The following is a 24,007-nucleotide window of genomic DNA, read 5'->3' on the forward strand; positions in this document are numbered from 1 at the left end:
TTTACCCCAAACATCTAATTTATTGATATTTTTTTTAAGATCTGAAAAATTCTATCATTTAAATAGTAAGGAAAAAAGTAAAATTAATAGTAATGATGATTTGGTTTAGCATGCAGGAAAGCTGGAATTAACCCCGTCAATGCAGCACGAATATCTGCTCGTTCATTAATCAATTGATGCGAGCCTTCCTCCAGCATTAACAAAGTCTGCAATCTAAACTTACGGCGAATATACTCAATATTATAACGCCAATCTACGGTTTGATCTAAAGCACCTTGTGCGAGCCACACAGGAATACGACATGCAGGTCGTTGTTCCATTTCTAGCATCCATTTTGACATGGCCAGAATCCAGTCCATACCCATCATACGGGGTTGCAAAGGATCTTTTAAACGAACAAACCGAAGAAACTCTGGATTATGGTTATTACGGCGGAAATGTCGTGGCACTTGGCTCTTGATCCGACGGATTATGCCCAGACCAACCGAGTTATGCCACCATGCCGTTTTTGCGGGTCGGATCAATGGAGACAACAGCAATACACGGTCAACAATAGGATCTTCTCTACGTTCTGCAAATTCAAGTAAATGATGCATCCAAATTGCACCACCTGTACTTTGCCCAATGCCTAACCACGGCTTCGGTAATTGTTTCGCACCGCGCACGGCATCATAAACGGAATGTAACACTTGCTGATAATGATCAAAATTCTGAATACTGGCTGGTGAGCCATTGCTTAAACCATGTCCAGGCAGATCGTAAGTGACGATACTAAAGCCTTGATCTAGAATTTCTTTAATAATGGGCTGATAAATACCACTATGTTCCAAATAGCCATGTAGCAAACACACTGTACCTTGGACTTTTTGTTGTTTGGGTTGAAATACTTGTACATGTACGCGGAACAATGGCATTTCGACATAACCCTGCCAATGTTCACAGTCCAATAAATGTAAGCCATATAACTTACGATAGGCTTGCAATGGCTTGGATAGCTCAGTGACGCCAGATAAATCCAAAGGTTCAAGCACCTGTGGTGTTGTCTCTCGATTTGGTACAGGTAAATCCAGTTGTTTTAAAATTGTCGGATTTAAAAATGGAAGATCGGACATTATGGTATCTCTCGACAATCACTTGAGCCAAATAACATATCACGTATCGTTGCCAACATTTCGTAGTTCGCACGACGGCTATGATCATAGTTTTGTTCACTTGGACGCCATTCGGTTAACTTTGTTGGCATCGGCGCAACCACAGGAATCGTTTCAATTCCATTTAAAGCAAACAAACGTCGTGTCCGAGGCATGTGGTATTCATCAGTAATGAGGATCACTGTTGGAGCTCCACCTTTCTTTTGTAGTAATAAAGAACTGAATCGAGAGTTTTCACAAGTATTCATGCTGCGATTCTCAAGTAGTTTCGCTTCAACACCGCGCTCTTTTAACCATGCTTGCATATAAGGCGCTTCAACACCACTCAGTACGATAGGTAATGCATATTTCTTCTCAACTTGTAATGTCTTTTCTAAACGCAAGCGAGTGTAATTATTCACGACAATATCTTTGCCATTGGCACCCAACGTTAATCCACCACCCAATACAACAATTGCATTGGGTTGGGAAATACTTTGCTGCTCAACCACATTATCTTTGTTCTTTTTTAACTCGATCAAATCTTTGTCTGTCTGATCCTTGTCATCCTCATTCACGGGTAACGCGATTGGATAAGTTTCTAAGAACGCAATATATTTCCCCATCAGTGCCTGATTATCGGGTGTATTCCATCGCAGAAAATCTAAAGGTGTATTCATTACAACAGCTGAACTTTCTTGATCTTGTTCCGGTTGTTGTTCACTCATTAATGGAATACTAGGTTGCTTTTTTTCATCTTGGTTTTCTTTTTCCTGCTCTTCGGCAATCAGCTCTTGAAGTAGCTTATAACGCGCTTGAATTAACCTTAAATCTTCTGGTTTTTCAGATTGGAAGGTTTTTTCCATGAGCTTAAGATAAGCTTGTCGAGCAATCCACAAGTTCGAACCTGGTTCTAAGGTCTCATGTTCACTCAATGCAGCAGGTCGTTGACTTTGTGCAGCAACTTCATTGACATCAACAGGGACAAAACGATTCAATCCTTTTACAACCAGTTGTGAATAAAAAGGCGAATATAAAAAAAGCATAAAGCAGCCCAGTAGTACGAATAATATAGTAATTATCCTTACTAAACTGACCATCCAATGCACTGTCGCCATAGATTTCTTCATCCAAGATGAGCTTGAATTAACCCTTGCTCACTATATAACACAGGTTCAGGTTCCAATTGAATACTAAACTTTTGTTTTACATCACTTTGTACGGCTTGATAGGTATTTCGTACATCCGTTAGTGTTGCATCAGCATAATTAACCAATACCAAAGCCTGTTTATGGAACATGCCAACTGAACCCAACTGTTTACCTTTCCAACCTGCCTGATCGATTAACCAACCTGCAGCCACTTTAACACTGCTATTTGTCTGCGGATAATGTGGAATGTTTGGAAATTGTTGAGTAATTTTGTCAAACTCTGTTTGTGTCAAAATTGGATTCTTAAAAAAACTACCAACATTTGGAAACTCTTTGGGATTTGGTAATTTACTCTGGCGAATATGAATCACCTGATTTTGTAAGTTTTCTGCGGTCAGTTCATCACCTACTGCTTGCTTAAGATCACCATAATTCAGTTTCAAATCAGCTTGTTTGAGAAGCTTAAAAGTCACACTGGTAATAATGTAACGATTAGGCTGATCTTTAAAAATACTGTGACGATACGCAAAATGGCAATCTTGTGCTGCAATCGAAGTAAACTGTTTAAGTTCACGATCGTAAACTTGCACAGATTCAATAAACTCACCGGCTTCAACACCATAAGCGCCAATATTCTGTACAGGCGAAGCGCCCACCAAACCAGGAATTAAGGCAAGATTTTGCAATCCGAACCATTGCTGTTGAGTGCTATATAAAACAAAATCATGCCATACTTGCCCAGCACCTACTTTAACGGTAATAGTATTTTCATCTTCAGAAAGTATTTCAATGCCCTGAATATTTAAATGCATCACCAAAGCTTGTATTTGCTGTGGCAATAAAACATTACTGCCACCAGAGAGTACTAAAACGTTTAAATGCTGCTGTTCCGCTAATGCTAATGCCGTAATGACGTCATCTGGATGATTGATTTGCACATAATGTGAAGCAATCGCATTCAAATTTAATGTATTTAAGTTTTTAAGCTGAACCTGCGCTTGTAGCTGCATATTAAATTAAATCCTATTACCCTGCTTTCATTTGCTTTTTAAAAATATCGACCCATGCTTGGCTGCTGGATTCACACTGATCGAGTACTCGATCAAAACCATCTGCACCACCATAGTATGGATCTGGTACGGCTTGCTGTTTAAACAGATGATCATGCTCACTCATCAATGCCAACTTGGCGCGAATTTGATGTGTACCAAACTGTTGCACCGCCTGTAACATGAGTATCCGGATATCATCAAAATTCTCGTGATCCATCGCTAAAATGAGATCAAACTTGATGAAATCTTCTAAAATAATCTGTCTGGCACGTAAATCAGATAAATCATATCCACGCTGTCCAGCATGTTTTTGGCTACGTTGATCAGGTGCTTTATTGGGATGGTAATTGCTGGTACCAGCAGAGTCGACCATAATATTTAGGCCATGTACGTCACAATAATGCCTGAGAATCGCTTCTGCTGTTGGAGAGCGGCAAATATTCCCTAAACAGACACATAACACCTTATATTGTGTTGTCATCAGGAGAACATTCCAACATTTTGTTTTATAAGTAAATTAAAATATTGCATGCAAAATTCCTGCAAAATAAACGCAAAACGATTAAATGTCATTATGCCTGAATTGACCTTTCTGATATCTGCTATTTTGTCAAAAATTGCTTTGATTTGAAAGGAAATAGTGTTTGTCTCTTTTGAATATTCTGTATGAATATGTACTTTTTTGGAATTAACAATATGTGCCACCTACATACAAGCTGATAAAGAAACTTAATTTTTAAAGATCAATTGTATAAGGCTCAAATGTAAAAAACCGCTTAAATAAACGGTTCTTACATATGAAGTTCTTGACCAATGAAGCTTTTCTTTGATCAAGGCTTTTACATTTAACTCTTGATTCGGGTGAATTTCTGCTCCAACATTTTTTTACCCCATTGGTTCCCTTCCCATTCATGAGCCAATGTAAACCCAAAAGTTTCATATAAATTTCTTGCTGCGTTAAGACCACTAAAAGTCCATAGCTGAACAGCAGAAAAAGATTTTTCATCACAGAATCCAATTGCTTGATCTAAAAGTCTTTTTCCAACTCCTTGACCTCTGCATTCATCACTTAAAATAAACCATCTAAGATGAGCTTCATTATTTCCTAGGTCTTCGCCATCAATCGCAACAGATCCGACTATTTTATTGTTTCGAATTGCTAACCATATATGATTAGATGGGTTAGACATACGGACTGAAAATTCAGCCAAATCCTTTGCTACTCTTGCTTCAAAAAAGTATCCAAAATCAAAATTTTCAGAATAATAGGTACTGTGCATTTCGGCAATTCGACCAATCATTCCTGCGCGATAGCCACTTACTATTTCAATATCACTATGAATCACATCATTTTTATTATTTCGACAATTAATTAAAGATTGAGCATACGCTGCCAAACCTTGAGCGATCTCTTTCTGTTTATATTTATTTATCTTTTCAATAGCCTGAACAACTCTCAACTCCCCGTACTGATTAATTTTCTTAACAGTATCTCTTCCCTTTAAAGTCAGTCTTAAAGTCTTAGATCGAGCATCTGTCACGTCTTGCTCTTCAACAATTTCACCGTTCTTAATTAACTTAACTAGCATTCTGCTAATACTAGACTTTTCAAGCCCAAGAATTTCCCCCAACTGAACAGCTGTTATAAAATTTCTATTTTCAAGCTCAAGAAGTGTATGGACTGCTGATGGAGAATAATCTGTTGCAGCAAGAGTTGTATTCAGGAAACCGAGCTCCCGCACCATGATTCTTGAAGAGCAACGAATTTCATCAATTATTTTTTGGTCTAACACGAGAATACACCTCAAAATATAGTTGCACAATACAACCATGTTTTCAAAAAAGCAGTCAAGTATTTTTAGTTTTACATTTAAATTCTATCTGTTAGATGATTCATCAAATTAACAAAATATCCGAGCATTTGAATGATCTTACTCGGTGTATTTAGCTAACGGCAAAACAACAAAATTCGATTTTGATCATTGCTCTTTATATGGTTGGAAGAATTATCCATTTCAAGCAGTAACCAAATTCGCCATGCACAAATTCCGATCACAATTTACTAAGTATGGATAAGTTATGACTTATACATATTTTTAAATTAACAGTTCCTATTAAGTACCAGTTGCTTAATCTCAACCTGAAATAAGTTTTCTACTAACGAATAGTTGAGCGCATAAAAAATATTTTTGTTAAGTTATTTAAAATAATAATCAACTATTACATAGATTAAATTAACTAAATATAAACCAATAAAATGTCAAATAAATACATGAAATATAATATAGTTTTAATATTTCAAAAACAAAATCAAGATTAAAAATAAAACAAACAATAAAATTAAGTGTTTAATTTAAATAATTTATTTTACATTTAATATTTTTTGTTTATCATTCTTTTCGATTCCAAGGTAACTTTAACAACTTATTTTTGGAATTTATTTTTAATTAAAATATCGGAAATTTCATGTTAAATATAACAAAATATATAATGGCTTTAGCTACTGTATTTACAGTAATAGATAGTTATGCAGCCAGTGCTTTAGATATATCACCAATTCGTAAAACAGTCGGTAAAGATCTTGATAGCTTTATAAGCAGAGGTTAACACTGTCTAGTGTCAGATCAACGTGAAATTGCTCTAACTGTGGCGTAAATGCTTCTGCGAAAAAGATTGATGCCTCTGATAATCGGAGAGCTGGTGCTTGTTTAGGTGCTTTTTTTTAATGAGGAAAGAGTGCTAGATGATGATGAATTCTTTTTAAAAGTTGATTGATTATTAATTAAAAAAGGTAACTCCAATCAGAGTTACCTCTTGGACTTATACTTATGCATAAACTTCCTGTCCCTGAAGATCTTCCATATGATCTGACTACAATTTACTATCGCCTTTTTATGCAGCTTCCTCTAGGTGAGTTAAAGGATACTGTAGATTTAGAAGCAGCGCTGAATCAAGTGAATGCTCGTGATGTTCACGCCTTACAGGACTATCCAACCAATAATCTATCAGCTTATATAGGTTGGGCTATTAATTCAGAGTCAACTCAAAATGCAAGTAAACAGCGACCTGTATTCATCAATTCCCTATACTGCTGGGGACAACAACTCTATCGTTCATTAAACCCTTATAAACTAGATCTGAGCGGTAAAAATCTACTTAGAATTCCACAATATACAAAATTACCTGAATCTATTGATGCCATTATTCCAGAAGACGATAAGCGTTTAGATATTTCTGATTACGATAATAAAAAAATTACAGCGCCAATATCTGCAATGCAAGGCGTTATCCAGAAAGGAAGTGTAATTAAACAAGGTAATCTGATTCTAGCTAAAAATGAGAAAATCTCACCAGAGAAATTGATTGCTCTAAGACGGGCTGGAATTAAAGAGCTAACAATTTATAGAGATCCACGAATTCTTGTTGTGAGTATGCATACCTTTGATAGTGAGCATACGTTTTGTGAAGAAAGTTTGTATGTTAAAGACTTATTGAAATCATGGGGCTATAAGCATATCGAGATAAAACTGCTTAAGCCGCAGCGTTATGATTCTGCATTTAATAGTCTTAAGAAGGAAAAAGATCCTGCTTTAGATGATAAATTAACAACAAACTGGGAGGATTATAATCAATTTTTTGAAGATCATATTCCTAATTTTGATGTGATGATTCTATGTTCTCATAAAGACATTGGTGGTTCATTATTTTCAATTGGTAGACTTACCGCCTTTGATCCTGGCAGTATGACCTCAAATTTCCAAACACGCTCTATCCCAGCGAATGAACTGAGCATCATTAGAAGTATGCCTAGAACACTCCCGATGCGTGAAACGGTTCAATTGTACGATGATCAAGGTAACCATAAAGGCTCAAAAGTCATCACAACAGAAGATAAGACAACGATCATTAATTTACCTGGTGATATACAAGATATTTCCCTACTCATGCATTTCATGGTGAAATATATTTTAAATAAACATGATCCCGATTTTCTCAACAAAATATTTATAAAAGGTCGTACTAAACAAAAAATTGAGACTGATCAAAATAAAAGAAAATTGTTATGGGGCATATATCAATTGCAAGATGATGGTCAATATTCATTAGAGATCGTTGAACAACAGCACACATATCAGGTAGAGCCTTTTCTCAAGGCTAATTGTATTGTGATTGTCCCATTTGCTGAGCAACCAATTCAATCAAATGACGAGATTTATTTCATGAAGATTGACTAACTTTTAAGTTCAGGAATCAGCTAAAAAGAAGCCCACAAATCGTGGGCTAATCTTTTAACAACTTCAATATGATCATAGATATCTAAATCAATATCTCCTATACCCCAATTGGCGCTCATCGGTACGCGAGCTTGAAACCTCTGTAATATTATTGGTTAAATCTTGAAATGAAACGATATTTCGACCTTCCAGATCCTCTCGAGTAAAAACCTTGACCGATTGAGGAGTATCACGAAGCGATAAATTTAGTTTTGTTGATGTATTGGTGCTTTTTACTGCATAGCTTTCTGAGCATACTGTTACAGCTGGATTTTTCTGCTGCTTTAATTCTTTGTTACACGGCAGCAAAACTTCTGAACAAAAGCCAACATGAATAACTATCTTTATTAATAAGTAATGAAGAATCATTATTTTTTAACTTATATAATAAATAAGAAAAATCGAATTTGGATATTTAAGCATCTTTCAAGTTTTCAATGTTTTTATTATCGCAATAGATAGCCCGCTAATGAGGGCTATCTATCTGATCTAATGAATAACCGTCTTTATTTAATCAAATGTTCTTTTACAATATGATCACTTAAAAGCTTAATTACCTCTGAACGTTCATCTAGAGAAGTTTCACTCTTTCTCACATAAATACTAATAAATACAGGCGCATGACTTTCCGACCATACCATTGATGTTAAACCTCTAATGCCATAATCACTGGCACCTGTACGATCTGCAATTTTCCATCCTTTAGGTAACGCAGCTCTTAACATATTATCTGCAACTTTGTTCCCTATCATCCATTCTTTTAATTGTTCTTTTGAGCTTGTAGATAGCACATTGCCCACCAATAATTTCTTCATACTGGTATTCATAGCATTGGGACTAGTTGTATCTCGGATATCACCTTCGGGATTAATGACTAGATCAGGTTCATATCTATCAGATCTTGTAACTTTATCACCAATTGAACGCATAAATGAGGTGAGACCTACAGGTCCTCCACCTGCCTCTATAGCAAAATTTGCTGCTGTATTATCACTATATGCAGTTGTAATTTCGCATGCTTGTTTGATCGTCAGTTTTTTATTTACATACTCTTTGACAACTGGCGAATAAGTAACGAGGTCTTTTTGCTGAATCGTTTTTGAATGATCTAAGCTAAGTTTTTTAGCATCAACCTTTGCTAAAACATTTGCACAAGCAAGCGCTTTTACCGTGCTATCTAATGGAAAGCGTTTATCTCCATTGATCGAAATCAACTTATCATCCATATCCAATATAGATACACCAATCTGCCACCCCTTATCAGATAGTGTTTTGATCTGATCTTCTAGAGTAGCAGCCATGGTAGCTGACACCGAAGAACTAAACAAAACCACAGCCATGGCAGATTTCAATAACGATTTCATATTGCATCCATATATTAAAAATTTAAAAAAATAAGCGCAGCCAAGTATATATCTAAAAATAAAATTACTAATTAAATCAAACATTTTAGCAACCAATAAAATACTTAAATGCATTCAAGAATAACGCCACAATTAAAGGGCTTTTACACATTTACCAACATGAATATTGTTGTTCATCGTATGTGCCATACGATTAGGAAAAAAGAACAAAATACGGAGGATAGCAAGTCCACCTAGCACTTGACTGCCACCTTTATTTCAACGTGAAAATTGATCAGCAGCACCAATAATGGAGATTTTTTTGCCATTAAATATAAAAGCCCATCTTTCGATGAGCTTTTATATTTAATTATATTATTATTCCCCAATTGGGATTGAAAATTTAAGTTGATTGTTTCTCTGATCCAATGGTACCGGATTATGCTTGGCAATTCTTTGCTGGTAGTCTTTTTCAGACATTAAACCTCTATTTTTTGCCTTTAAAATTGAGTTGAACTGTTGCTCATGCCCTTGTGCATTCAAAGCATCGAAATGTCTATGTTCCAAATAATATTGAGACCTATCATGTGGACTCATATTGGATGTATGTTGTTGTGCTACATGCGCTTGCTCTAATTCATAATTGCGTTGATCGATACGATCTTGTTCTTGTTGCTTCATCGACTCAAAGAAATCAAATTGCTCACTACTTTTGATCTCTTTCTGAGGCCCTTCATTATTTAGAATTAAAAGTGATTTATCTTTGTTGAAGATATCATCTGCACTATACACCGAACCACAAACTACCGTACTTATAAGAAGAATTACTATTTTTTTCACCAAAAACACTCAACATAAAACAAAATAAAGACAAGTGTATATTTTATTATTTCTTCACAATTATTTCAAATTAAATATTAAAAACAAAAACTTATAATTATTCAATAAAATCATAACCCCTCTTATCGACTATTGATGATATGACTATTGTAGAGTTTTTTTACTTCATAAATAAAGTAAATACCCAATAACAAAAACCTCCCGAAGGAGGTTCTAATTTCTTGATTTGATTAAAGATCCGTACCTATAAACACGCTAGAAATAAAGAATTCCGCATCTTCATCATCAGTTGAATCAAACTCTACTTCAAGGTGAATCACTTCAGCGCCTGTCTTTTCTTTGAACGCTGCAAATTTCTTCTCAAGGAAATCCGAAATCTCATTTTCTAATGTTGCTCGTTCTTCGCGATATTGTTCTATTGCTTCTTTCATGATGAGTTCCTAAGAAATTGAATAACCATAAAAGCAAAATATTGTGAAAATAACAAGACAACAGAAAGCTCATCTTACGATGAGTTTCAAATTCTCTTCTTTGTTCTAGATATCAACGCTATAAATGCCTGACTTTCCCTCACAACTTCATAAACTGCATGGAGAAATTGATTTACTTAGCGCCTATCTAAAGGATCACCCGAATTAATAACCATCCAATCACCAATAGCCTTATCAGCTACTTTTTATTTATCTATGAGATTGAGCCTTCTGCAAATCTTACGCCCTTGGAGAAAAGCATAAATCGAGGATGGAATCATCTGGAACAATGTCGATTGTTGCTATTACACTACTTTTTCCAGAGGTGAGATAAAAATTGGCTGCAAAACTATAGCTTCAGCTATTGTTTTCGTTATGTTCTAAAAGTACTATTTTTGCGATAATTTTAGGTGAAATAACACCATTAAATATTATAATTTCAATAGGATGAATAGACGAAAAGACCTGATATCTTATCGGGCATTTGGGACGGCATAATCACTTCAAAGCTACACTTTTTAACCGTGTCTTATGCTAATTTACTGAGACAGTAAAACCCATAGTTACTTGATATAAAAATATTGTATTTATTGTGAAAAATAAGGATGTATGTATGAACCCGTTTCAATTTCAAACTGTTCCCAACATCATTGCGGGACTCGGTTCGATACAAGAACTTAAAAATGTTTTAACCCAACAAAAGTACCATAAAGCCTTGCTGGTAACAGATGCGGGTATGATCCAGCATCAACTACATCTACCTATCTTAGAAATTTTAGCTCAGATTGAGCTTGAGCATATTATTTATTCAGACATTCAAGCTGACCCACCAGAGCATATTGTGCTTGAGGCTGTTGATTTTGCTAAACAAGAACGGATTGATGTGATTATCGGGTTTGGTGGTGGCAGTTCAATGGATGTGGCAAAAATTATCGCGCTACTCGCTCATCCAGAACAGCAACAAAACTTAAGTGAAATCTATGGCGTAAATCAAGCCAGAGCACCACGTTTACCCTTGATTCTCATCCCCACAACAGCAGGGACAGGTTCTGAGGTTACACCTATATCGATTGTCACCACAGGTGCAACCACAAAAATGGGGATTGTTTCACCCCTTTTATATGCCGACGTTGCCATTTTAGATGCGACATTCACTCAGGGCCTACCTGCACACATCACTGCTGCAACAGGTATCGATGCTATGGTACATGCCATTGAAGCCTATACTTCAAGCATTAAAAAGAACTTTTATGCGGATATGTTAGCCAAAAATGCGCTGAAATTATTAAATCATAACTTAGCCAAAGTCTTGAAAAATGGCGCTGATCTAGAAGCTCGCCAAAATATGTTGGTTGGTTCAATGCTTGCAGGTCAAGCATTTGCCAATGCTCCTGTAGCGGCTGTGCATGCACTCGCCTATCCTCTTGGCGGACATTTTCACCTTTCCCATGGTCATACCAATGCTCTGGTGCTAGTCGAAGTTTTAAAATTTAATGCACCTCAAGCCAAACAATACTATGCAGAATTAATGCAACTATTAGATCCTCGTAGCACAGGTTGTACCGATGGCCTATGTGATCTATTCATAGATCATATGCAAAATCATTTAGACCAAAGTGGACTGACCTTGAAATTAAAAGACTTAGATATCCCAGAGTCAAAATTACCGCAACTCGCCAAAGATGCCATGTTGCAAACCCGATTGTTGCAAAATAATCCTAGAGAAATGACCGAACAAGACGCTTTACAGATCTATCAGGCGATTTATGCATGAGCAAACCAACTTTAAAACAACGAGAACAATTTAGCTTTTTTTTACCCATTCAAACCCGTTGGGCAGATAACGATATTTATGGTCATGTCAATAACGTGACCTACTATAGTTATTTTGATACGGCGGCCAATTCATTATTGATTCAAAAAACAGGCTTTGATATTCACAACAGTGAAATCATTGGCTTAGTGGTCGATTCAGCTTGTAGCTTCCTACAGGAACTTTCATTCCCGGAAATGATTGAGGTCGGTGTTGCAATTGGAAAAATTGGTAATTCATCACTCAGATATGAGCTGGCTATTTTTAAACAAGGTCAGCAACATGCTGCTGCACAGGGGTATTTTGTGCATGTGTTTGTTGATAGAGAAAAACGAAAAAGTACCGCTATTCCCCAAGCGATGCGAGATGTACTGCACCAATATTTACTTATAGATTAAAGAAGAAAGGCAAAGATAAAACTTTGCCTTTCTTATACAAATTATGGTTTTAACTGAATATTCTGCAATTCAGCATCAAAGGTTTCAACCAAAGTTTTAATGGTCGGTTCCTGTTTTAATAGCTCAAAAGCACGATGAAAAGCTTTTTCTTTACGCGCATGTTGCATTAACAACGGTGTATTCGAAGTAACCGCGCCATACTGCACTGTAAATTGCGTGTTAGACCATTGTGTTTTGAGTGCCTCTTCTAAGCCATGCTGTAATTGCGATAGCATTCCTTCATATTCTTGTGGAATATGAAAAATAGAAGCACCATCAATCTGACCTTGCATGACGCCATGCTGCGCTAACTCTTGAACAGCTGGAGAGAGTTGGCTGGTTCTAAACCAATATTCCCATTTTTCTAGATTCCACTCACCTTCTAAAACTTGCTCACGTAGTTTCAGAATGTCTTGCGGCATTAAATCACTTTGTTCAGTCTCAACAGATGAAATCAGAGTTGTAGCCGAAGTTTCAACATATTCGACGTCGACATTTTGAGTAACTTCTGAAACGACTGGAGTAAACTGTTCTTGCTCTAATACTGTGCTTTGTTCAATTTCAGGTTGCTCTATCTGAGTTTGAACTTCATGCTGCTCAACAGGAAAAATAAGAACATCATCAGATTCTAGAATACTAGACTGAATTTTTTCTGGTTCTGCTGAAACATCCAACCCAAGCAATTGACCTTCTTCTGCATCAAAAACCATGATGTTAGGATTTTGGACTTCAGGTTCAGGTTCAGGTTCAGGTTCAGGTTCAGGTTCAGGTTCAACATGAGCCACTTGCTGATGAACTGCAAGCGGAATGTCTGCACTTAAATTTTGTGACGCTTGCTGAACCTCATGTACTTCAATCTGGGTAACGGGTGTCGCACTTACCGTCATTTCATGCACAGTCATTGGTCTGAATGCCAGTAAGCGTAATACTGTCATTTCAAAACCTTGTTCTTGCGTCACCGCAAGTTGCAACTCAGTGCGCCCTTTACATGCAATTTGATAATAAAGCTGTAAATCTTGGGCAGAAATCAGTTTAGATAGTTGCAAAATTTTCTGGTTAATTTCTTCACTATACTTCAATGCCAGATCTGGTAAATATTGCAACATTGCTAGTTCATGCAAGGTTGAAACCAATTGATCCAACACCAAGGAAACATCTAAGGCCTGCTGCCTAAATTGCAGCAACAACTGACTTACACGCGCCTGTTGATTTTGATGAATCGCTAGAATTAAATCATAAATAATTGTTCGATCAATCAACCCCAACATGTCTTTAACATCTTGGTGATGAACTGCACCTTGACCATAGGCAATTGCTTGATCAGTTAAAGACAAAGCATCACGCAACGAGCCTTGGGCAGATTCAGCAATTTGCCAAATCGCATCCTGATCTGCTTCGATATGTTCTTTACTTAAAATCGCGGAGAGATGTTCTGTAATCTCATCAACCGCTAAAGGTCTTAAAGTAAATTGCAAACAACGTGAGATCACGGTAATTGGAAGTTTTTGTGGATCTGTTGTTGCGAACAGGAATTTGACATGTTCAGGTGGTTCTTCCAGTGTCTTTAACAACGCATTAAACGAATGCGTTGAAAGCATGTGCACTTCATCGATCAGATAAACTTTAAAACGACCTTGTGTCGGTGCATATGGGACATTGTCTAAAAGCTCACGTGTATCTTCAACTTTGGTTCGTGATGCCGCATCGATTTCGATTAAATCAATAAAACGCCCTTCATTTACCGCTTTACAGGTTGCACATACTTCACATGGGGTCGAAGTAACTCCAGTTTCACAGTTCAAACATTTGGCCAAAATACGGGCAATCGTTGTTTTACCAACACCACGTGTCCCTGTAAACAAATAAGCATGATGCAAACGCCCACGTTCTAAAGCGCTAGTTAAAGCACGAGAAACATGGTTTTGCCCCACTAACTCATTGAAATTACGTGGTCGGTATTTTCTTGCCAGTACTTGATACATGTATGCTCCCTTTTCGCATGTTAAGGATACTGCTTTTTTGAAAGACTGTGAATGAATCGGCATCTAATTGATCAAGATTAAATACATTACGCGACTTTATATGTCGCTTTTCTACAATAATCTGTGTTTTAAGCAAGACTTGCACCGATTTGCAACACAAGGGACAATACACACTATTTTATACGTTGTTGGTTTCTTTCCCATGTCTCAATCTTTAGCGGTACTCGGCGGCATTACCGCAGAACAATTTTTATCTGAATATTGGCAAAAAAAACCATTATTGGTTCGAAATGCAATGCCTGAAATTATTGGTTTACTTGAACCTGAAGACGTGCAGGAACTTGCTTTAGAAGAACATGTCACGGCTCGCCTCATTCGTCAGAAAAATAAAAATCCAAATGAATGGCATGTGAAATCATCACCACTTACCAAAGGCGATTTCCAAAAGCTACCGAATCTTTGGACACTTTTAGTACAAGCAGTTGATCATTATTCATTTGATATTTCAGAACTTTGGAAAAAGTTTCCTTTTATTCCGCAATGGCGTCGCGACGATATTATGGTGTCTTATGCACCTAAAGGTGGTTCGGTAGGTAAGCATTTCGATTTTTATGATGTGTTCTTGGTACAAGGTCATGGTCACCGTCGCTGGCAACTCGGGCAAATGTGCGATGAATCAACTGAATTTTTGCCAGATCAGCCCCTAAAACTATTAGCAGATTTAGACATTCATTTTGATGAAGTCCTTGCACCAGGCGATTTACTATATGTACCACCAGGCCTTGCACATTACGGTGTAGCTGAAGATGATTGTTTAACCTTCTCTTTTGGCTTCCGCATGCCAAATCTGTCAGAAATGATTGATCAGGTCAGCGATAAATTTGCAGAAAATACTTCGCTTAAAAATCCATTGATTGATATTGCACGTCAACAAACTGCCCATTTAGGTGAAATCAACAACACCGAGTTTTCATATTTAAAAACTCGATTACTCGATTATCTCACTCAAGCACCTGAATTTGATGCAGCCATCATGGCCTATATGAGTGAAGCGAGCTATCCAAACAATATTCCAGAACCAGAAGAAATTGAAGCAGATGATTTAACTGAAATTATCAATGCAGATTACCAACTCATTCTCGAACCCGCTTCAAGAGTACTTTACAGAAAACAAGCTGAGTCTTTTGAGTTTTGGGCAAATGGAGATACTGTCTGTGTTTCTGAAGCATTCACGCCATACTTAAAACAAATTGCTGATGGTGAAAGCCTAATCTTAGATGAACGTTTTAATGAAGCTGAAATGCTCGAAGATATCGCACAATTAATGAACTCAGCAATTGTGATGTTATTACCTCCAAACTAAAAAACTCTATAATTCCCATTTAGAATAGAGTTGTATCTTATTGAACAACTCTATTCACTTTTTTGTGCAAGATAAATAAAACCCCTACTTTTTATAATGATTACATTTTAAAGCTTGAATAAGAATAAAAAATTTATAGACTGGATTAAACCGATTATAAAAACATTTGATAGAAATCATCTTCTTATATAACAGTAAAGAGTAGCACTTATGTTCAAAAAAATACTATGCATTTCCTTTCTAACAACATCTTTAGCTTTACAAACAAGCCATGCCTGCACCCGAGCGGTCTACTTAGGCAATAATGACCACATCATCACCGCACGCTCCATGGACTGGAAAGTCGACGTGGGAACCAATCTATGGATTTTACCAAGTGATGTACTTCGAGACAGCAATGCAGGTCCAAAATCTTTAAAGTGGAAAGCAAAATACGGCAGTGTGATTGCCACAGGCTATGATATTTCAACAACTGATGGCATGAATGAAAAAGGCCTAGTCGCAAATGTATTATGGCTAGTCGAATCACAATACCCAGATACTAAAAAATCTCAAAAACCTCAACTGAGTATTTCAGCTTGGGCACAATACGTATTGGACAATTTTGCCAGTGTTTCTGAAGCGGTGAATGCGTTAGAAAAAGAGCCTTTTGATCTGATTACCGACAGTGTTCCAGGTGAACAACGCCTTGCAACCCTACATTTATCCATATCAGACAAAACAGGTGATAGTGCGATTATTGAATATATTGGGGGTAAGCAAGTCATTCATCATAATAAGAAATACCAAGTTATGACCAACTCACCTATCTTTGACCAACAACTTGCACTGAATACCTATTGGCAACAAATTGGTGGGACAGTTATGCTACCAGGTACCAACCGAGCTGCAGACCGATTTGCTCGTGCATCCTTTTATATCAATGCGATACCCAAAAATGATAACCCTAAAGATGCTTTAGCTTCTGTTTTTAGTGTGATTCGTAATGCATCTGTGCCATATGGCTTAAATACAGCAGAAGAACCAAATATCTCGTCTACGCGCTGGAGAACGGTTGCAGATCACAAACAACAGCTTTATTTCTTTGAATCAGCTGTTTCGCCTAATGTATTTTGGGTAGATTTGAAGAAAATTAACTTTAAAGATGGTTTAACGCGTAAACTTGACCTTGGCAAAGATCAACAAAATACGTTTGCGGGCGATGCAACCGATCAATTTAAGGTATCAAAACCATTTGAATTTCTTGGCCCACAATTACATCATTAATACTGAAATATTTAGTACGCCCTAGAGAGTTGAAAGATGAATAAAACTTTATGTTTACTTAGCCTTTGTATTGTTATGAGTGGTTGCTCAACCTTACCAGACTCTTCTGTACCTTCAACAGACAATCTAGCAACAGCAGGTTCTTTAACCTGTAAAACAAACGAACTTTGTCCTAATGTTTTTGTTGAATGGGACAAACAACATAAAGAGCAATTAAGAGTCGAAACCGTTCTAAACAGTAGTTATGACTACTACGATATCAAAGGGATCACTTTCTTTATCGATGGTAAAAATTTTGCTTACACAGCTGTAGGACCAACACAGCAAAAAAATATCAACCGACTGATTCCAAGACGCTCATCAAATAGCTTCATTCTTCCAAGCACATTCTTGTACGAGTTAAACAAAGCACAAAATGTTGAGCTAGTTATTGAAACAGATAAGGGGAAAATTAAACGCTCAGTCTACACCCCAAGCCAGCAATCGATGCTTTATCATAACTTTGTAAAACTGATTAGCACGCTGCCTACTCAACAAAAATAAAACCTGAAATAGAAAATTATGCGATTAAAGTCAGTTATTTATTTTAACTATAAGTAACTGACTTTTTAAGCATAAGAAATAGAACAAAAATAAGCCCAAGGCGAAATTATCAAAACAGATTCGTTTCTTTAATATACATAGCCTACAAACAAGAATAAGTCTCAATATAACTGTTACTCTAAAATCAAAATAAGTAGAAAAGTAGTTATCCTTTGAAAACAATTAGATGAATAATCACCAATAAAATAAATTTAAATATTTCTCATCTTTTATTGTGTTTTAAGATTTTATTAATAGTTATTTTCTATAGATATACAATATTATTTTTAGTCTCTAGACTTGAAAATATAAGCCGAGGAATCATTTAAATAAATAATCTTATTTTTCCCTATGATATTTTCAAAATACCATGTAAAATCCCTGCCAAAATTGCATGATGAAATGCAACATGATGCTCTTGGCGATGGGCGAACTCGAGGCGTTGTATGTCAAAAAAAGAAGATATTATTAGCACAGCATTAAGACTTTTTAATTCGCATAGCTATAACTCGATCGGAGTAGATCGAATCATTAGTGAATCAGGCGTTGCAAAAATGACTTTCTACAAATACTTCCCTTCAAAAGAAAAGTTAATTGAAGAGTGTTTGGTGCAACGTAACATCAATCTCCAAACTTCATTAAATGCTACTTTGGCAGAATGTGAACAAGACGATTATCTTGGTCAACTTAAAGCTATCTTTGGATGGTATGCTGCTTGGTTTAATAGTGAAGATTTTAACGGCTGTATGTTTCAGAAAGCATTAGAAGAAGTGATTAAGATCTACCCTTCAACATTACAGCCCGCCACTCAATACAAAATTTGGCTAACAGCTTTAGTCGAAAATTTACTTAAGAATCAAGATATCCGCAACCCTACCCATCTTGCGACACTGATTGTCAGTATTTTAGATGGTATGACGATTCAAGCCCATGTCAACAAGCACTCTGTTGAAATGGATGAATACTGGAAACGTGTTGAACATTTGATCAATTTTGAAAAAGCGCTGGCCTAAATCTACGATATCCCTTTAAAAATAAAGGGATATTTTTTAAAAAGTTGAAAAATAAGATATACTTGAATAAAAAAAATAAAGCGTGATTTATAATTATTATTGTGGCTCACGCTTGCGTCTGAGTGTAAAAGAATAATAAATATTATTACCCTCTGGCCGTTGCACTTTCGCGCTTCGGATCCTTCTTATGCAGACAGATCGTTCTGTCTTGTTTCTCATTATATATGTTTTTATCTAAAGCACAATCTTTTTTTAAATTTTTTTATATTTATTAATTATATTAACCACTTAATTTTATTGTTTAGTATTTTTAATGAATCGGATAATTCGATATATCAGGCCATATCTTATAACAGGATAAAAATCTATAAAAACCACAATAATGTGAATTAAATCACAAATAATTAACTATTAATGAAATATTATACAGTATCCAACTTATTTATCACTTTTACTAATATCCATTTTCATTAAAAACCATTGCAATTATTCAGTTTTACTACAATTTTTCCTTTGGCTGACTTTATACTAGCCACGGCTGTAACCTAGAGAGTATATGCATGCAAAAGGATTTCGAGATCGAGGCAATGAGAGAGTCAGCTGGTACAATTGTTAATGTACTAAAATCTCTGGCTAATACGGATCGGTTAATTATTTTGTGTCATTTAGCTAAGCAAGAACTTAATGTTTCACAAATTGAAGAATTGACCCAAATCTTTCAACCCACCCTTTCCCAGCAACTCATGATGTTAAGAAAGAGTAATGTGGTATCGACACGTCGTGATGGTAAACAAATTTTCTACTCGATTTTAGATCCAAAATTGAAAATCGTTTTGAATACCTTATATGAGAATTATTGCCCCCACGTATAATTCTTAGGAAAAATTTACCTATACCTTCTTTAGCATTTTTTCTGCATAATATATACAAATTTATGATTTAGACTATTAGGCATGAAATTGTTGAAGCTAGAGTTATCTAAACTATTTCCTGCGAGAAAATGGTTAAGTCATTATCGATTTTCAAGTTTTAAGTCTGATCTTATAGCAGCCTGCATTGTATTGGCCATGTTGGTACCTCAAGGTATGGCCTATGCAATGTTAGCAGGGCTACCTCCAATCATGGGGATATATGCCAGTATATTACCCATGATTGTATATGCCTTTACAGGCAGTAGTACGACCCTTTCAATTGGTCCTGTCGCTATTATTTCGATGATGGTCTTCGCAACATTGGACCCTCTATTTGCAACTGGATCAACTGCCTACATAGAAGCTGCGTACTTACTGGCTTTACTGGTTGGAATTATTTCTCTTATTTTAGGTTTACTACGCTTTGGTTTTCTCATTCAGCTGATTAGTCATCCTGTTATTCAAAGCTTTATCATCGCATCTGCCCTGCTGATTGCCTTGGGACAGTTTAAATTTTTGCTTGATCTCCCATTACAAGCTGGGAATATCCCTGAATTTGTATTGAGCTTATCTGAGAGCTTCCATAAAATCACCTTGTCAGGTATTAGCTTTGGGCTTATTTGTGTCCTATTGCTCTTTGTTTTTCCAAAATTTATTCGTTCAGATTTCCTCAATAAAACATTGCCTTTATTCGTAGTTTTATTCTCTATAGCAATTATTAGCTTTATCGGAAACGATGATCAATCAATCAAAACAGTCGGCTTCATTCCAACAGGTTTACCCAATTTTCATTTCCCGAGCTGGGACATTGAGCTGATATTGCAACTGCTGCCGAGCGCATTTATGATTGCAATGATTAGCTTTGTGGAGTCACTTGCAATTGCACAAGCCACTGCTTTACAAAAACGCGATAACTTGGACAGTAATCAAGAGCTCATCGCTTTAGGCTTTGCCAACATTGCTGCTGGCCTCAATTCAGGCTTTGCCGTCTCTGGTAGCCTATCTCGCACGGTGGTAAATGCAGATGCGGGTGCAAAAACACCAATATCAGGTGTAATTTCATCATTACTCATGATTGCTGTTAGCCTCTATTTCACAGGATTTTTCCAAAACTTACCGTTGGCGGTATTAGCCGCAACAATTTTTGTGTCTATCTGGAAACTGGTCAGCCTAACTCCATTTATTGATACGTGGAAATATTCAAAAGCCGATGGAATTGCAATGTGGGTTACCTTTTTCGGTGTGACCTGTATAGATATTTCGACTGGGCTAATTATTGGTATTGTACTCACATTTATTCTTCTGCTTTGGCGAATTAGTCGCCCACATATTGCCGTGATCGGATTAATTGAAGGAACTCAACACTTTAGAAACATATCAAACTACAATGTAATTACAACACCAGCAGTGGTCTCTTTTCGTGTAGATGAGAATCTGAGTTTTCTAAATGCACATGTACTCAAAGGCCATGTGATTACTGAGGTCAGTCAAAATCCTCTGCTACAACATGTTGTGATCAATTGTTCCAGTATTAGTAATATTGATCTTAGTGCACTGGAGATGTTAGAAGACCTTAATCATGAATTAGCCCAACTTCATATTCAAATGCACTTATCTGAAGTAAAAAGCCCAGTCATGGATCGGTTGTGTAAATCACAGCTTAAAAATGATCTGTCTGGCCAAATATTTTTATCACATTATCAAGCAATACAAACACTTTCGCCTGAAATGCTTGTAGAATGAGCGGCTTTTATTGGATTTTTTTTAAACAAAAGGATGTGTCATGTTTTCATAATTTTTTTTTAAAAACATTGTGTTAATTTTTTCGGTATTTTTAAAGTAATTGAATTGCAAAAAAAATTTTATTATTCACGGTTCTTAGGTATAGAATACCGCGCTTGTTTAACCTTAAACCGTGCATAGGTTTATAAGGCCTTTATATGTTTAATGTACTGTCTCGCTTGAGCTTAGTTAGCAAAATTATTATCGCTATTTTTCTAGGGATTGGCGTCGCTCTGCTGTTTCCTAACTTTACGCCTTACTTAAGCTTATTGGGTGAATTATTCATTAAAGCATTAAAGTCTGTTGCACCGATTTTAGTTTTTGTTCTGGTTCTATCTTCAATTGCAAATTTTCAGGTTGGTCAAAATTCAAATATTAGACCCGTGCTTGTTTTGTACGTTGTAGGCATGTTGCTTGCTGCATTTAGTGCAGTAACTGCTAGTGTCTTGTTTCCAAGCCAATTGTTTTTACACTTACCTGCAGAAACAGGACTTCAAGCACCAGGCAGCTTGGCTGAAATCTTAAAGAATTTACTTTTAAGTTTTATTGCGAACCCTGTACAAGCAATTGGCGAAGCTAACTTTATTGGTATTTTGGCTTGGGCCATTGGTCTAGGACTAGCTTTACGTCATAGCTCAGATACAACCAAGCAAGTTTTGACAGATGTGGCAGGTGCCGTCAATAAAATCATTCATACCGTGATTGGTTTTGCTCCAGTCGGTATTTTTGGTTTAGTTGCCGTGACATTTGCAGATGCAGGACTTGCAACACTGACCAGTTATGCACATTTGTTGGCAGTATTAGTTGGTACGATGCTCTTCGTTGCGCTTGTGATTAATCCAATCTTGGTTGCAATCACCATGAAAGCCAACCCATATCCTTTAGTATTTACCTGCTTAAAAGAAAGTGGTATCACCGCCTTCTTTACCCGTAGCTCAGCAGCTAACATTCCTGTGAACTTAGACTTAGCACAGCGTTTAGGAGTCAATGAAGCAACAGCAAGTGTATCTATTCCATTGGGCGCGACTATCAACATGGCAGGTGCCGCAGTGACCATTACTGTGCTTACCCTAGCTGCTGTACATACACTCGGTATCCCAGTTGACTTGAGCACAATGATTATTTTATCTGTGGTTGCAACAGTTTCAGCTTGTGGTGCTTCAGGTGTTGCTGGTGGGTCTTTACTGTTAATCCCTGTTGCTTGTAGCTTGTTTGGTATATCATCTGAGATTGCAATGCAAATTGTTGCGATTGGTATGATTATCAGTGTATTGCAAGATTCAACGGAAACAGCATTAAACTCATCAACTGATGTATTGTTTACCGCTGCAGTAGATTTTAGAGACCATCCAAGATCATAGGTTGATATGCCACTTCAACGTTTACCCAACTGGATTCAACTCGGTGCTTTCTTACTGGCACTGAATGCAGGGATGGTAAACGTTCTGGGCTTATTTACAGTCCTACATCAATCCGTGTCACACATGACAGGCAATGTCAGTATGTTAGCAATGAGTTTGCTCGACTGGCAGCCTGAACATTTTGTCTACCTCAGCCTTGTGGTCATTTGCTTTGTCATCGGCTCTTTTTACAGTGGTCTGATTCTTGGTAATGGTAACGTCGCATTCGGACGGCGCTATGGTCTTCCCCTCAGTTTAGTTGCTATCTTTCTATTCCTCACTTGGTTATTGCTTCCGTATTTTCCACGCTATGGCTTATTATGGGCTTGTGTTGCAATGGGTGTACAAAATGCCATGGTGAGCCATTATAAAGGTGCAATTATTCGCACAACGCACTTATCTGGTGTACTTACTGATATTGGTTTAGCATTAGGCTATAAAGCACGCGGCTTAAAAGTAGAAAAACGCCGTATTTTTCTGCATCTATTAATCTTTATTGGTTTTTTATGTGGTGGACTGATTGCGAGTGTGCTTTATCCTTATTTAAACTTACAAACCTTTCTCGTCCCTGCTGGGCTTAGTCTCTCGATGAGTATCGCCTACTGGGTTTTCTATTTTCGCTCTTTATCAAACTCAAATTTGGATTGAATTATGGTTAAAAATGCATTGCAAGCTCAACTACTAAAAGCGGGTTTGGTCGATAATAAAAAAGCAAAGAAATTAACCAAGCAAGCACAACATGAGCAACGTACTGGACAAAATGATGATGTCGCATTGAAAGCTGAAATTGATCGCGCCAAGCGAGAAAAGTTAGCCAAAGACCAAGCATTAAATTTAGAAAAGCAGAACGTATTAGAAGAAAAAGCCTTAAAAGCATCTATCATACAAATGATCAAGCATCACAAAGTTAAAGATATAGATGGCGATGTAACCTATCAATTTATTGATGAAGGTAAAATCAAAAAAGTCTATCTTTCACAACAAGTTTATAATGCACTTGTTTCTGGTTCACTTGTGATTGCCAAAGACCAAGACAACTATGCTTACTTACCTAAAGCACTTGCAGAAAAAATTGATCAGAAAATGCAAGGTTTTATCTTGGTGAATAACAATACCGAGAGAAATGATCAAACCACTGATGAGGAAGATCCATATGCAGCATATGTGATTCCTGATGATCTCATGTGGTAATCCTCTT

The 24,007-nt window shown here is 36.6% G+C and carries 21 protein-coding genes and 2 pseudogenes; 13 read left to right on the plus strand and 10 right to left on the minus strand.

The annotated features are described in order from the left end of the window. Nucleotides 1–83: 83 nt before the first annotated feature. The 5 genes from F3J02_RS03080 to F3J02_RS03100 all read right to left on the minus strand — a co-directional run bounded on the left by F3J02_RS03080 (nucleotide 84) and on the right by F3J02_RS03100 (nucleotide 5,126). A complete protein-coding gene (locus F3J02_RS03080; RefSeq protein ID WP_167247548.1) occupies nucleotides 84–1,112 on the minus strand; it encodes an alpha/beta hydrolase in 1,029 nt (342 codons plus the stop codon). Continuing rightward, nucleotides 1,112–2,248: a YdcF family protein gene (locus F3J02_RS03085; protein WP_167247550.1), complete on the minus strand. Its 1,137-nt coding sequence runs from the start codon at nucleotides 2,246–2,248 to the stop codon at nucleotides 1,112–1,114. The genes F3J02_RS03080 and F3J02_RS03085 overlap by 1 nt, the downstream gene beginning before the upstream one ends. A gap of 8 nt (nucleotides 2,249–2,256) precedes the next feature. Continuing rightward, the gene (gene murB, locus F3J02_RS03090) at nucleotides 2,257–3,291 is read right to left on the minus strand and encodes a UDP-N-acetylmuramate dehydrogenase (RefSeq protein WP_167247552.1); all 1,035 of its coding nucleotides are present in this window, start codon (nucleotides 3,289–3,291) and stop codon (nucleotides 2,257–2,259) included. A gap of 16 nt (nucleotides 3,292–3,307) precedes the next feature. Next, entirely contained in the window at nucleotides 3,308–3,814 is a 507-nt protein-coding gene (locus F3J02_RS03095; protein WP_167247554.1) for a low molecular weight protein-tyrosine-phosphatase, read from the minus strand. Between the two features lie 364 nt (nucleotides 3,815–4,178). Further along, nucleotides 4,179–5,126, minus strand: coding sequence for a bifunctional helix-turn-helix transcriptional regulator/GNAT family N-acetyltransferase (locus F3J02_RS03100; protein ID WP_167247556.1), 948 nt, complete (start codon nucleotides 5,124–5,126; stop codon nucleotides 4,179–4,181). Nucleotides 5,127–5,799: 673 nt separating this feature from the next. Between F3J02_RS03100 and F3J02_RS03105 the strand changes: the two are divergent. Both F3J02_RS03105 and F3J02_RS03110 read left to right on the plus strand, forming a co-directional pair. Next, nucleotides 5,800–5,937: pseudogene (locus F3J02_RS03105) on the plus strand (deoxyribonuclease); the annotation flags it as partial. A 224-nt stretch (nucleotides 5,938–6,161) separates the two neighbouring features. After that, nucleotides 6,162–7,568, plus strand: coding sequence for a molybdenum cofactor biosysnthesis protein MoeA (locus tag F3J02_RS03110; protein ID WP_167247558.1), 1,407 nt, complete (start codon nucleotides 6,162–6,164; stop codon nucleotides 7,566–7,568). Nucleotides 7,569–7,621: 53 nt separating this feature from the next. Here F3J02_RS03110 and F3J02_RS03115 read toward each other — a convergent pair. The 4 genes and pseudogenes from F3J02_RS03115 to F3J02_RS03130 form a co-directional block, all read right to left on the minus strand. Continuing rightward, nucleotides 7,622–7,976, minus strand: a pseudogene (locus F3J02_RS03115) (TonB-dependent siderophore receptor); the annotation flags it as partial. A 137-nt stretch (nucleotides 7,977–8,113) separates the two neighbouring features. After that, nucleotides 8,114–8,971, minus strand: a complete 858-nt coding sequence (gene bla, locus F3J02_RS03120) for a class A beta-lactamase (protein WP_167247860.1) — start codon at nucleotides 8,969–8,971, stop codon at nucleotides 8,114–8,116. A gap of 357 nt (nucleotides 8,972–9,328) precedes the next feature. Continuing rightward, complete coding sequence (locus F3J02_RS03125) at nucleotides 9,329–9,790, minus strand: hypothetical protein (RefSeq protein WP_167247560.1); 462 nt, start codon at nucleotides 9,788–9,790, stop codon at nucleotides 9,329–9,331. A gap of 230 nt (nucleotides 9,791–10,020) precedes the next feature. Continuing rightward, entirely contained in the window at nucleotides 10,021–10,221 is a 201-nt protein-coding gene (locus tag F3J02_RS03130) for a hypothetical protein (RefSeq protein ID WP_167247561.1), read from the minus strand. A gap of 652 nt (nucleotides 10,222–10,873) precedes the next feature. Between F3J02_RS03130 and F3J02_RS03135 the strand changes: the two genes are divergently transcribed. Together F3J02_RS03135 and F3J02_RS03140 are read left to right on the plus strand one after the other, a co-directional pair. Further along, nucleotides 10,874–12,034: an iron-containing alcohol dehydrogenase gene (locus F3J02_RS03135; RefSeq protein WP_167247563.1), complete on the plus strand. Its 1,161-nt coding sequence runs from the start codon at nucleotides 10,874–10,876 to the stop codon at nucleotides 12,032–12,034. Then, entirely contained in the window at nucleotides 12,031–12,471 is a 441-nt protein-coding gene (locus tag F3J02_RS03140; protein ID WP_167247564.1) for an acyl-CoA thioesterase, read from the plus strand. The genes F3J02_RS03135 and F3J02_RS03140 overlap by 4 nt, the downstream gene beginning before the upstream one ends. A gap of 41 nt (nucleotides 12,472–12,512) precedes the next feature. On the opposite strand, the gene dnaX is transcribed toward F3J02_RS03140, so the two are convergent. Next, nucleotides 12,513–14,492 (minus strand): DNA polymerase III subunit gamma/tau, encoded by a 1,980-nt coding sequence (gene dnaX, locus F3J02_RS03145; RefSeq protein WP_167247565.1) that lies wholly within the window; start codon nucleotides 14,490–14,492, stop codon nucleotides 12,513–12,515. Between the two features lie 202 nt (nucleotides 14,493–14,694). Between dnaX and F3J02_RS03150 the strand changes: the two genes are divergently transcribed. The 9 genes from F3J02_RS03150 (at nucleotide 14,695) to F3J02_RS03190 (ending at nucleotide 24,000) form a co-directional block, all read left to right on the plus strand. Beyond that, nucleotides 14,695–15,855, plus strand: coding sequence for a cupin domain-containing protein (locus F3J02_RS03150; protein ID WP_167247566.1), 1,161 nt, complete (start codon nucleotides 14,695–14,697; stop codon nucleotides 15,853–15,855). Nucleotides 15,856–16,065: 210 nt separating this feature from the next. Beyond that, entirely contained in the window at nucleotides 16,066–17,121 is a 1,056-nt protein-coding gene (locus tag F3J02_RS03155; RefSeq protein ID WP_167247567.1) for a linear amide C-N hydrolase, read from the plus strand. Nucleotides 17,122–17,157: 36 nt separating this feature from the next. Further along, nucleotides 17,158–17,664, plus strand: a complete 507-nt coding sequence (locus F3J02_RS03160) for a hypothetical protein (protein ID WP_167247568.1) — start codon at nucleotides 17,158–17,160, stop codon at nucleotides 17,662–17,664. 485 nt (nucleotides 17,665–18,149) lie between these two features. Beyond that, complete coding sequence (locus F3J02_RS03165) at nucleotides 18,150–18,716, plus strand: TetR/AcrR family transcriptional regulator (RefSeq protein ID WP_167247569.1); 567 nt, start codon at nucleotides 18,150–18,152, stop codon at nucleotides 18,714–18,716. 560 nt (nucleotides 18,717–19,276) lie between these two features. Next, entirely contained in the window at nucleotides 19,277–19,588 is a 312-nt protein-coding gene (locus tag F3J02_RS03170; RefSeq protein WP_167247570.1) for an ArsR/SmtB family transcription factor, read from the plus strand. Nucleotides 19,589–19,669: 81 nt separating this feature from the next. Further along, on the plus strand, nucleotides 19,670–21,370 hold the full coding sequence (locus F3J02_RS03175; protein WP_167247571.1) for a SulP family inorganic anion transporter: 1,701 nt from the start codon (nucleotides 19,670–19,672) through the stop codon (nucleotides 21,368–21,370). A gap of 197 nt (nucleotides 21,371–21,567) precedes the next feature. Then, nucleotides 21,568–22,770 (plus strand): serine/threonine transporter SstT, encoded by a 1,203-nt coding sequence (sstT, locus tag F3J02_RS03180; protein WP_167247572.1) that lies wholly within the window; start codon nucleotides 21,568–21,570, stop codon nucleotides 22,768–22,770. Nucleotides 22,771–22,776: 6 nt separating this feature from the next. Continuing rightward, entirely contained in the window at nucleotides 22,777–23,457 is a 681-nt protein-coding gene (locus F3J02_RS03185) for a YoaK family protein (RefSeq protein WP_167247573.1), read from the plus strand. A gap of 3 nt (nucleotides 23,458–23,460) precedes the next feature. After that, nucleotides 23,461–24,000, plus strand: coding sequence for a DUF2058 domain-containing protein (locus F3J02_RS03190; protein ID WP_167247574.1), 540 nt, complete (start codon nucleotides 23,461–23,463; stop codon nucleotides 23,998–24,000). Nucleotides 24,001–24,007 lie beyond the last annotated feature (7 nt).

Origin of the sequence: Acinetobacter sp. Tr-809 (genome assembly GCF_011753255.1) — a bacterium.
Classification (GTDB): Bacteria; Pseudomonadota; Gammaproteobacteria; order Pseudomonadales; family Moraxellaceae; genus Acinetobacter.